Source organism: Oleiphilus sp. HI0079 (assembly GCF_001635105.1).
The window spans coordinates 1-11,118 of record NZ_LWFT01000545.1; the positions used below are offsets into that span (position 1 = coordinate 1).

7 protein-coding genes and 1 pseudogene are annotated in these 11,118 nt (G+C 47.4%); 1 reads left to right on the forward strand and 7 read right to left on the reverse strand.

Going from position 1 to position 11,118, the window contains the following annotated elements:
• The 4 genes from A3750_RS08380 to A3750_RS08395 form a co-directional block, all read right to left on the reverse strand.
• On the reverse strand, positions 1-2,485 hold a 2,485-nt coding region (locus A3750_RS08380; RefSeq protein WP_156498489.1), incomplete at its 3' end, for a DUF1631 family protein.
• Positions 2,486-2,516: 31 nt separating this feature from the next.
• On the reverse strand, positions 2,517-3,812 hold the full coding sequence (gene argA, locus A3750_RS08385) for an amino-acid N-acetyltransferase (RefSeq protein ID WP_068458180.1): 1,296 nt from the start codon (positions 3,810-3,812) through the stop codon (positions 2,517-2,519).
• Positions 3,813-3,838: 26 nt separating this feature from the next.
• Positions 3,839-5,020, reverse strand: a complete 1,182-nt coding sequence (argE, locus tag A3750_RS08390; RefSeq protein WP_068458178.1) for an acetylornithine deacetylase — start codon at positions 5,018-5,020, stop codon at positions 3,839-3,841.
• On the reverse strand, positions 5,008-6,225 hold the full coding sequence (locus A3750_RS08395; RefSeq protein WP_068458175.1) for a hypothetical protein: 1,218 nt from the start codon (positions 6,223-6,225) through the stop codon (positions 5,008-5,010). Before A3750_RS08395 ends, argE begins: the two co-directional genes overlap by 13 nt.
• A gap of 184 nt (positions 6,226-6,409) precedes the next feature.
• On the opposite strand from A3750_RS08395, the gene A3750_RS08400 reads away from it, so the two are divergent.
• On the forward strand, positions 6,410-7,429 hold the full coding sequence (locus A3750_RS08400; protein WP_068465997.1) for a GGDEF domain-containing protein: 1,020 nt from the start codon (positions 6,410-6,412) through the stop codon (positions 7,427-7,429).
• Between the two features lie 11 nt (positions 7,430-7,440).
• Here the strand turns inward: A3750_RS08400 and argB are convergent, their stop codons facing one another.
• The 3 genes and pseudogenes from argB to A3750_RS24870 all read right to left on the reverse strand — a co-directional run.
• A complete protein-coding gene (argB, locus tag A3750_RS08405; RefSeq protein ID WP_068455099.1) occupies positions 7,441-8,337 on the reverse strand; it encodes an acetylglutamate kinase in 897 nt (298 codons plus the stop codon).
• 15 nt (positions 8,338-8,352) lie between these two features.
• Positions 8,353-10,947: a phosphomannomutase/phosphoglucomutase gene (locus tag A3750_RS27300; RefSeq protein WP_068455097.1), complete on the reverse strand. Its 2,595-nt coding sequence runs from the start codon at positions 10,945-10,947 to the stop codon at positions 8,353-8,355.
• A 38-nt stretch (positions 10,948-10,985) separates the two neighbouring features.
• A pseudogene (locus tag A3750_RS24870) lies at positions 10,986-11,118 on the reverse strand (dUTP diphosphatase); the annotation flags it as partial.

An 11,118-nucleotide genomic window follows, 5' to 3' on the forward strand; every position in this document is an offset into this window, starting at 1 on the left:
CTTTCAAGCCCTGATGATTGACAAAGACAAACTTGGTATAAGCTCTGGCAATCCAGACTAGCCGAATATACTGAGGCTCTGCTTCCCCTTCCTTCTGAAACCTCAACCAAGCATTCAGAGGAATGGCTTTCGCCCTTAGTAGCCAGGGCCGAAGCTGCTTAGATTTCTCAATATTGTTCTTTTCTCTCTCTTCTTCAGCCGATTCAGACTTTAAAATCACAGGTTTTGCTTCAACCATGGCATGTGTCCGAGACGAGGCATCTAGCATCAACTGCTTTAATTCCTCACGGACATTTTTCGAGGTCTCAACACCGCCAGAAATAGACTTCAAGCCATCCTGAATTAAAGGAATATTTCTACGCGCATCGAAACCAATCTCAGGATTTTGTCCAAATTGCTTCAGCGCTTCAACAACGCCAAGAGCCTCAGAAAACTGGGCGCTATCTTTACCGTACTTTATTGATAATAAGTTGAGATGCTCAAGCCATCCATTATCTAGCAAACTCTGAAGAGCTGCTGGTACCTGCTGCTTTGCAAGCATGCCCGATACAACTTCAGCTACATATTTTCGAGCCTCATCTATCTTATGCGCTCCATCAGCTGCGGCCGCAACCCGCTCGACATTTTTCAGATATAGAGCATGTTGTCTCGCGATCAGCTCATCCAACTCAGCACGTACCTGATCCACAACGCCATGATCTTGGTCGTACTCTTCGTTGATTCGCGCAACAAGCTGCTCAATTTTCTGATGTCCTATTTTACCGAGTCTTCCACCTTGAGCACCGAGCTTTGCAATCCTGTTTAGTACATCTCTGAGAGGGCTGTCATGGTCATCGAAAAAACGGTCATTTTCCAATAACTGCCTGAGAACCGGGATCTCTAGTCTAAAAAGATGTTGCTTACCTTCATGCGTTAAGCGCGGGTTCTGCTGCAATGAGCCAAAAAAACGATCAACGACATCAACCTGATCCTTCTGCTCTTCATTCAAGTCTCTCGGGGAGTCGGCATCTTTGTTCAAACTTTCCAAGACTCGTTCGAGAAGACTGGTTTGAGCTTCGTTGACATCTCTAGATTGCCCATGCAAAGAGGACAAACCTTGATGAAGCTCCTGATGACTAAACAATGGCGCACCCTCAGGCACCCCAGAAGAAGTATTGCCAGATTTGTTGCGCAGCTTTCTAAACAATTTCCCGATGGAAGAAAATCCCTCAGACTGTGTAGCCACGCCAGGAGCTTGCGCTGCATCGGAAGCTGGTGCATGGTCGGCTGAACCCTGAGATTTTTCTAAATCGACAGCCGATACATTTCCTTTCTCAACCCCGTCATGATTCAGCGTTTGCCCACCATAGCCCACAGAAGCTCGCGGCCTCCCTTCAGAGCGATCATGATGTTTCGCTTGTGGCGCCGATTCTATTGATTCAGGAGAGGAATCAACGCTAGGCTTAGGTACATCTTGCGCGGGCGGCGGTGGAGATTGATTCGATGAATCAATGGTGCTCTTCTCTTCTACTTTAGAAGGCTGCTCATACTTCTTAACTAACTCACCCAAGGACGCATCAGGCAAGACTCCCGCTTTGGCAAGCTGTTCGTTCAGCGAGTGAGTTAGGCTATCCAGTTCGGGTAAAAGAGCCGCTTCCAAAATTTTGAACGCGCGTCGCTCAAGAGCAAGTTCCTGAAGATATGGGTGCATTGCTGTCTGAAAAGCATAAACCAGTCTTTCGGGCCCCAAGGGACTGCCGCTGCCTCCCTCACTTCGATAGCCCATCGAATCGGTACGCATCTTTAAAAGCAGCAAGGGTGAGCGCAAACTCTGCTCTAGCTTCGTTGTGAGCACCTTACTTATTAACCAATCCTCAAACTCTCCTTTCGCGACAAGGTCCAAGTCCGAGGAGTTATTCTCAATGATATTTTTGCGGCCTCGAGGAGCAACACTAAGGATCTCGTTACTGATTTTCGCCAAAATAGTAGACTCGAACTTCTCGATTCTATCCGCGATATTCATTCTGGCATTGGCGATCTGATCCGTTTGCGAATTAACGGCTTCATCACGCACCGCTTGTACGACAAGAGGAAGCGCACTTTCATAAACGTTCTTCGTAGATTGTTCTATTAGTCTCAAACATCGCTCAATGATCGACGTATGCTGCACGGACAATTTAGGAGTTGAGTCGTTCGCGTATCTCTCTTTTAGAAAGCTAACAACCTCAGGGTATTGATTGACGAAGCGAAGCCCTGCCGTATTGTGACTCAAATGCGCCGGTTCAGCGTTAACAAATAACTCGCGACCCTGAAAATTCTTAAAGCTAACGCGCAGAATCCTGATAGCGCTATCTGACGGAATCGTTCCCGAAGCGAACGTGACGTACATTCCCTGCTCGCAAAAATCCTCGATAGTGCACGCAGAAGACTGTCCGCTTTCAAGATAAAGCGTTGCGGCCTGATGGCTTGATATGCGCTCTAGCGCTCTTCTTTCCTTTGCACTCACCTAGATCATCCCTCCGGTCAACGAATCACACCTAAAGTACTTTTCTCAATACTTTAGAGTTACGTGCGATATCGTATAGTTTGCCACTTGGTAACGCATCGTGACCACTTAATTCAAAACCCCGTTCAAGAAACCAATGCTCGGTTTGTGTTGTCAATACAAACAAGTACTTCAAACCTTGGCATTTTGCTTTTCTAGAAACCTCATCCAAGATTCGATCACCTCTTCCTTCGCGACGATAATCAGGATGCACCGCAAAACATGCTAGCTCAGCTGACTCATACTCCGGATAGGGATACAGTGCCGCACATGCAATAATCGCGTTATCGCGCAGATTAACGGTAAATGCATGCAGCTCTGTTTCGAGCAACTCTCTCGAGCGCCGCACTAAAACACCTTGCTCTTCCAATGGCTGGATTAGCTCCTGGATTCCGGTCAGATCGTCCAAATGCGCTTCGCGCACCTCATCATAGCTCTCTTCACTCACCATGGTTCCGACACCATCGCGGGTAAACATTTCCTCCAGTATCGCTCCGTCGTCTGCATAACCTAGGATATGCACTCGTTTGACGCCAGAGTGACATGCGGCACTGGCCAAGCGCAACAAACGACTATTTTCCCTCTCGGGTTCGGAATCTAATAAGCGCGTTAGAGACTGGGCATCGATCTGGCGAACAGGCAAGCCTTCCGAGTTTGTTAACGCGCTTTTCTCCTGGCCAAGGTAGATCAACTTGTCGGCTCCTAGCGATTGCGCGACCTCCATTGCCAATTCATCGTAAGACAAGTTAAAGATTTCACCAGTAACAGCATACCCCTGAGCGGTCTGAATCAACATTGATCCGGCCTGCAAATGTGCAGACATACTCTCATGGTCCACTCTACGAACCTGCCCTGTCCAGCCAAAATCAACCCCATCAATGACACCTCGGGGCTTCGCTACAATGAAATTCCCACTCACCACTTTAATTGCAGAACCGTGCATAGGAGAGTTGACCACGCCTATCGACAGCAACGCCTCAACTTCGCTTCGAACCTTACCATAAGCTTCAAGAACACAAGGAAGCGCCTCTTTACTCGTGACTCTGATACCTGACGAGAAGGCTGAGTTGATTGCTTTGCCCTGCAGAGCCCGATCAATCTGTGGCCGTGCTCCAAGCACCATGACAATACGAATGCCAAGGCTACTGAGCAAAGCCAAATCATGAATGATGTTAATAAAATTCTTATGCTCAAGAGCCTCGCCGCTTACACCAAATACGACACAACGATTTCGATGTCGATTGATATAAGGAGAAGCATGCCTAAACCAGTTGATCCAATCTTTCATTGTCTATTCTTAGTTCTCTAATTAGCTTATGAGGCTGCGATACAATAATTCTGGATCAACGAACGCAATACATCCGCCATTCCTCTAACCTGTTCTGTCGCGAGAAATTCATTGGGCTGGTGCGCCTGATCAATGGAACCTGCTCCCATTACAACGGTATCCATACCCATTCCACTTAAAAATGGAGCCTCTGTTGCAAAGGCAACAGCTTGCGCCTTTGTATCAGTCAATCGCTCACATATTTTCACCAGTTCCGAAGACGCGGGAGTCTCAAATGCGGGAACAGGTTTAACCATAGACTTATGCGTTACTTCAATCGCATGTTGGTAGCCTGTTTGTTGAACCAGCGCTTTTATTTCGGCATGCAATGACTCGATGGACATACCAGGCAGCGGCCTTAAATCAAAATTCAACTGACAATGTCCACAAATCCGATTTGGGCTGTCTCCGCCATGGATCGCCCCAACATTCAGCGTAGGGCCTGAAACAAGAAAGTTGGCATTTTGATACTGGCTTTGCAAACGCGAACGATAGGCAAGAATTTCACCTAAAAAACCATGGACTGCTTCGACAGTACTTTGACCAAGTGCAGGGTTAGACGAATGACCGGAACAGCCATGAAACTGAACCGACTCCATCATAATGCCTTTGTGCATGCGTATCGGCTTTATGCTCGTCGGCTCGCCAATGACAGCCGCTCGCGCCTGAAAGCTTGACCCTTCCGCCAATGTTCGAGCTCCAGCCATCGAACTCTCCTCATCCGCAGTTGCAATTACAATCAACGGTTGAATAAGCTCCGCACCCTCCAGCCCTCTGAGCGCTTCCACAATGATTGGAAAAAAGCCCTTCATATCGCAGGAGCCCAAGCCAAACAATTTCTCCTGCTCAAAATGCAGCTTGAAAGGGTCTGTGCTCCAGCGAGACTCGTCGAAAGGCACCGTATCAGTATGACCTGCAAGTACCAACCCACCGGGACCACTTCCAAGAGTTGCGATCAAATTGTATTTACCCTTAAGTGGGTCAACATCTTGTATCTGCGTATTAAAACCGAGCCGATCAAACCAACCTTGAAGAATATCAATTACACGCTCATTGCTGTGATCCCAATGCGAATCCGCTGCGCTAATCGAATTCTCCGCAACAATATCACCTAACAGCTCAGTAAAAGGCGCTAACGGAACATGAGGAATCCTGGTCACTCGGTCCATACCTCCAGCCTTTCTATCTCGAGAAGCTTAAAGGTATAACTTACTTTCCCATCGCCTTTAAGCGGTATCATCTCAATCTGATGCTCATCAATAAGCTTAACGCTTCCTTCATATTCTTGCTCCTTGAATAAACGCACTCTTACCTGTTTTCCAAGCAGTTGATCAAGCGGATTAAGCTCAGTCTCCGACGACATATCAACTTCGATATAAGCGGGTTCCACTGTCTGCTCTGGCTTTGACACCGTCTCTTGAATCGGTGGAGCAAAATATTGCTCCAACTCTAAAGCAACAGGCTCTCCGTCATTGCTTTGAACCTCTACGCGCGCAATAAATGCCGCTTCTTGCCAGCCATATGAGCCGTCCCGAGGCGCGGGAACAGCATCCCCTACGGAGAATCTCAATATCCCACCCTGCTCAATAAACGTTTTAATCACTGACAAGGCAGAACTACTCACGCGATACCCGCGCATCGCAAGGTTTTCACTCCAACCATCCACAATACTCTGCGACAAAGAGCCGGAATCTTCGGACTCGTGATAACAGGTCTGCGCCAGACGTTTAAAGTAACCGTTATCTATATAAGAAATACTGCGCAGTCGCCCCTCACCAGAACCGGAGAGATGCGCCAAGAGGTCTGTATCGATAATGACCCGTCCAAAACCGAGCGTATCAAACTCTATAGTCGACTCAGGCAGGCCAAGATGGACCATAACCTGCGCCTTGAGATTCTCAATACCGGCCTTGGCCAAGCTTGTCTTGGTTGGCGATGATTCACCGCTACAGGACAGAAAAGAAAACCATTGATCAATACTAAGGCTCAAGTTTTCAGAGAGCTGCTCATACATGAGCTGGTCAGGCAAATCCGTCTCGAAATCATCTAAAATAAGCTGATCAAGATCAGAATAATCAGAACCTAACGCGGATAATAAACCCAACATCATATCGACAGGACCTTCGAACTTAAGCCGCGCCTGCTCCGCTGAGAAATCCTTCTTTAACAAAAAGTGCTTGAATGTCGGTTTGGATATAACGACTTCGGAATCTTGGAGTGACGTGGAAACCGATTGGAAATTCAATGCACCAACCGATACGAGCTCTGTTTTGACTTGCGATAGAAAGCTACTTGCACCAATCATCACGGCAATTTTACTGCCGCCGACCAATACAACCAAGAGCACAAGAATAGCGGCAAAGAAACGTTTCATTAGATTTATCTACTCATTCGGGTTTAGGTCATTCTTTAAACTATAGCAAACATCAAATATCTCGAAAGGCTAACTATAATAACAACTTATCCTCAAAAGTTATAAGCAACCTTATATATCTGCTATAACTTAATATACAGCTTTTATTTTCCACCTTTGAGCGCCATGCAAGAAGTACCAGACCATGCAATCAAATAGCGATATTACAGCCGCCGTTACGCTGCTGAAGCAGACTCTGCCTGAGATGCAGAAACGAAACATTGCGACGACACCCGAGAACTATGCCGTTTGGTATGAGTATGTGAGCGGCCGCAACGCCTCGCTCGTAAATGAGATTAATCTTTTAGATCTCAACAAAACCGCATTCACATCAGCAATTCATAAGGACCTCTATCAAAAACATATTGCAAGTGAACGGGAAGCGCTCGTAAATCAGCTTAGTGATAACGTGAAAGGGGTCATCAACAGCTTTTTGAAGCAAGCTCGGCAAGAGGGTGAAGGTCTAGGCATGTATTCCAAGGCGCTTCAGGATATATCTTCTGAAGCGGATGCGATGCAAAGCATTGGCGAGTTGAAATTAATGGTTGCGCAGCTTATTGAACACACGAAGCATCGTGAGGACGCCGCAAGTGAAATGCAAAACTCTCTCGTATCGATGACTCGAGAAATGCAGCAACTCAAAGAAGAGGTAGCGCGGCTAAGCGGCGAATCTAGCATTGATACTCTGACACGAATCCCGACGAAGAGTGTTTTTATTGAGGATCTTGAGACACATGCAGTCATGGCTCGATCAGATCAGGAAGCAATATCGATTGTTCTGCTTGAAGTGGACGACTTTAAATTATTTCGCAGTAAATTCGGCGATGCCATTGCGGATAAAGTGCTAAAGTTTATCGCCACCCTGTTCAAGAAAAACCTAAAGGGTGCGGACACGATAGCCCGTTATGGCGAACAGACCTTCGCGATGATTTTGCCCGACACCAACACTGACGATGCACATAGCGTTGCTGATAATTTGCGCATGAGGCTTGCCAAACAAACCCTCTCCGATAGCGCAGCAAAAGTTCAGCTTGGCACAATTACAGTATCGGCGGCGATAGCAAGTCTGAAGGACAACGAAAGCGCCGAGCAAATGTTACGGAAAACAGAGTCGGCCTTATCCAAAGCCGTGAAAGAAGGCGGTAACAAAGTCACGACCGCCTGATCCAGGTGACGCTAAAGATTACTAATTAGCGTTCCGACTCCTTCATCAGTAAAGATCTCTAATAGAGTGGCATGACTGACACGGCCATCAATAATGTGCGCGCTCTTTACGCCATTGCGAACAGCACCAAGCGCGCAGGCAATTTTGGGCAGCATGCCACCGTAAATCGTCCCATCTTCAATCAACGCGTCAACTTGTTTGGTATTCAGACCGGTTAAAACTTTGCCGTTTTTGTCCTGAAGACCAGATATATTCGTCAGCAGAATCAGCTTCTCAGCCCCTAACTCTTCTGCAACCTTTCCAGCAACGAGATCGGCATTTATATTGTAAGAAACGCCATTTTCGCCAACACCGATAGGTGCGATAACAGGAATAAAATCGCTGTTAACCAACATATCAATAGGCTCTGGATTAATTTTGCTAACCTCTCCGACGTGGCCTATATCGATGATCTCTGATTTCTGAACCTCAGGCGCGGCGCTCGAAACCTCGAGTTTTCTGGCGCGAATAAAATCAGCGTCTTTACCAGTCAAACCGATTGCCTTACCACCATTTCGGTTGATCAGCGCCACAATTTCCTTGTTGACGAGCCCACCGAGCACCATTTCTACCACGTCCATGGTCTCGGCATCCGTCACACGCATACCCTCGACAAAGCGACTTTCGATATTGAGACGCTTTAATAAATCACCGATTTGCGGACCGCCACCATGCACCACAATAGGGTTAATACCCACAAGTTTCATCAATACAACATCGCGCGCGAAGCTGTTTTTCAACTCTTCGTTCTCCATTGCGTTACCACCATACTTGATCACAATGGTGGTTCCCGCAAAGCGCTGAATATAAGGCAAGGCCTTGTTTAAAACAGACGCAACCTGGATTGCGCTTTCTTTATCTAAACTCATTAACAAAACTCTTTCTTAAAATGCCACGTTAAGGCTTTCATCAATCGCCAACAGCTGGTCTTTAAAGCGCTGCTGAATACGCTTCAACGCTGCTTCGTCATCCGCCTCAAACCGCAATACTAATACCGGCGTCGTATTTGACGCACGGCACAAACCCCAGCCATCAGCGAAATCAACGCGCAATCCGTCAATCGTCGAAACATTACCGTCCTCGAAAGCCGCCGCTCTTGCACACAGCTTTTCAATCAGCTCAAACTTGGACTCGTCGCTCACGGTGATATTGATCTCTGGCGTACTGAGATCCTCTGGGAAGTCAGCAAACACCTCCTCAGCGCTGCGATCTTCAATTCCTAGCAGCTCAAGCAAGCGAACTGCACTATACAATCCATCATCAAAGCCAAACCAACGCTCTTTGAAGAATATATGCCCACTCATTTCACCGGCTAGCAGCGCGCCTGTTTCTTTCATCTTCGCCTTGATAAGTGAGTGCCCCGTTTTCCACATAATCGGACGACCACCATAGCTCGAAATCAGACCATTCAAACGTCGCGAGCACTTCACATCGTAAATAATATCGGCACCAGGGTTTCGTGAAACCACATCCTTAGCGAATAACATCAGCAAGCGGTCCGGCCAAATAATTTTGCCCGTATTGGTGACAACGCCCACACGATCTCCGTCTCCATCAAAAGCAAGACCCACATCGGCATCATGCTCTTCAACCGCCGCAATCAAATCTTCAAGATTCTTTGGCTTGCCCGGATCAGGATGGTGATTTGGGAATGTTCCATCGATATCACAGAACAATGGGATAACTTCACAACCCAGCTCTTCAATCAACTTCGGCCCTAGCTCTCCTGCAACACCGTTACCAGCATCGACCACTACGCGTAATGGCGCAGCAACGGCAACATCATTCACGATAGTATCAAGGTAAATGTCATCAACGCTTTGCTCGCTGACGCTCCCAGACCCACTCGCGAAATCGCCATTTCGAATTCTCTGATATAACGTCTGGATGTCATCGCCAGCCAGCGTTTTACCACCGATCATCATCTTAAAGCCATTGTAGTTACTTGGATTATGGCTTCCGGTAATCATCACACCGGTTCCAGTTTCCAATTTATGCGTCGCAAAATAGAGGACCGGCGTCGGCACACGACCCACAACAATCGCATCAGCGCCTGTGCTTGTGATGCCCTGACAGATAGCGCGGCAATACGCCTCACTAGAAAGACGCCCGTCGTAACCAACACAAAGCGTGTTTTGCCCTTGAGACAGTGCTTCAGAAGCGAGAGAGCGGCCAATCAACTCAACCGTTTCAAGCGTCAGCGTTTCATCAACAATTCCGCGAATGTCGTAGGCTCTAAAAATCGATGCATCAATCTCTGCACCCTCATGTTCATCAGAACGCGGTAAAGCAACTTCGGGTTCGTTCAAACCTAACTCCTCATCTAGGTCCAGATCATCAAAATTCAAATCGTCGTCCGAGCTATCTTCAGCATGAGCCTCAACAACGCCCATCGACTCGGCTGCGTTTGAAGCGTTCGGCTTGGCTGCCATGGCTGGTTTCGCTTTTTGCTCCTGTTCAGCAAGCGCTTTGTTCGCATTCTCAAGTAGCGACGATGTTTCTGCAAAAGCCAGGCGCACAGATGACTTTCTCTCACCGGAGATACCAGACAACACCAAACTTGATGTAAGCACCACATCTGAACGAATCTTGTTTAAGCGCAGACGACAAATAAGATAAACAAGAATTAGCGATATTAGGGCCGCTGCAGCGAGAATTGACCAAAGGAACGTTCTATCAACCGCGATTAAGCCATTAGCCGTCGTGGCATAACGAAGCTGCCAAGAGCCGATATGAATAGGCTTAGAAAGTTGCTCACCATGCGCAGGCGAACCAAACTCCATAACCTTCGCCGCATTTTCTGCTGAGCTACTATACAAAGCGATGTTCCCTTCTAATGCTTTAGCCTGCCCCTGCAAAGCGCGTTTTATTTCCGAATCGTCAAATAAAAACAAAATAACGGCAGCGGGCTCATCAGTAACCGCAAGTGCTGCCTGATAAAACCACTTAGAGCCATCATAGAAGGCTTCGAGCTTCAAATTTTCTAGTGTTTGAGCTTTACGAATAGCATCGACACTTGCGTATCCGAGATTTGGGTATAGAGTTCTGACTTGCGGGAGTTGCTCGGCGGATACGACATAGAATTCAACCAAGTCTGGAAATGTCGCTCGCAGCAAATCATGGTTATTCTCAGCGCTCGTTATCAGGCGCTCGATGAGTTCTGGACTGCGTGCAACAGACTTAAGCGCTCCAAGACGCTCATTCGCTAAGAAATTCAAGTCTCTCTGAACAAGCTCAGCGTAACGCGCATTGACGTCCTGCTGCTGCCCGTTTTCTACCGAAGTCACAAAAACGATTTCCAAGGCGACAGCCAAGGCGACAATCACTAGAAGCGCAATAGCGGCTGGCTGAAAACTCCAGGCGGCTAAAGACTGGGAAGAGGCTCCGGCTTTATCCTTGGCCGATTTTGATTTCTTGGCCTTTTTCGTTGACGCTTTTTCGGTCTTTACCAAGTCATGCTTTTTCTTAAGTCCCACCATGTGTCCTTCCTGAGCCTGCGACTAGACTAATTATAATTTTATTTTGTACCTGTTGAGCCAAATCCGCCGACGCCGCGATCAGACTCCTGAAAATCTTCCACCAGTTGGAACTCAACCTGAACGACAGGAAGCACAACCAATTGCGCGATACGCTCTCCTGGCTCGATCACA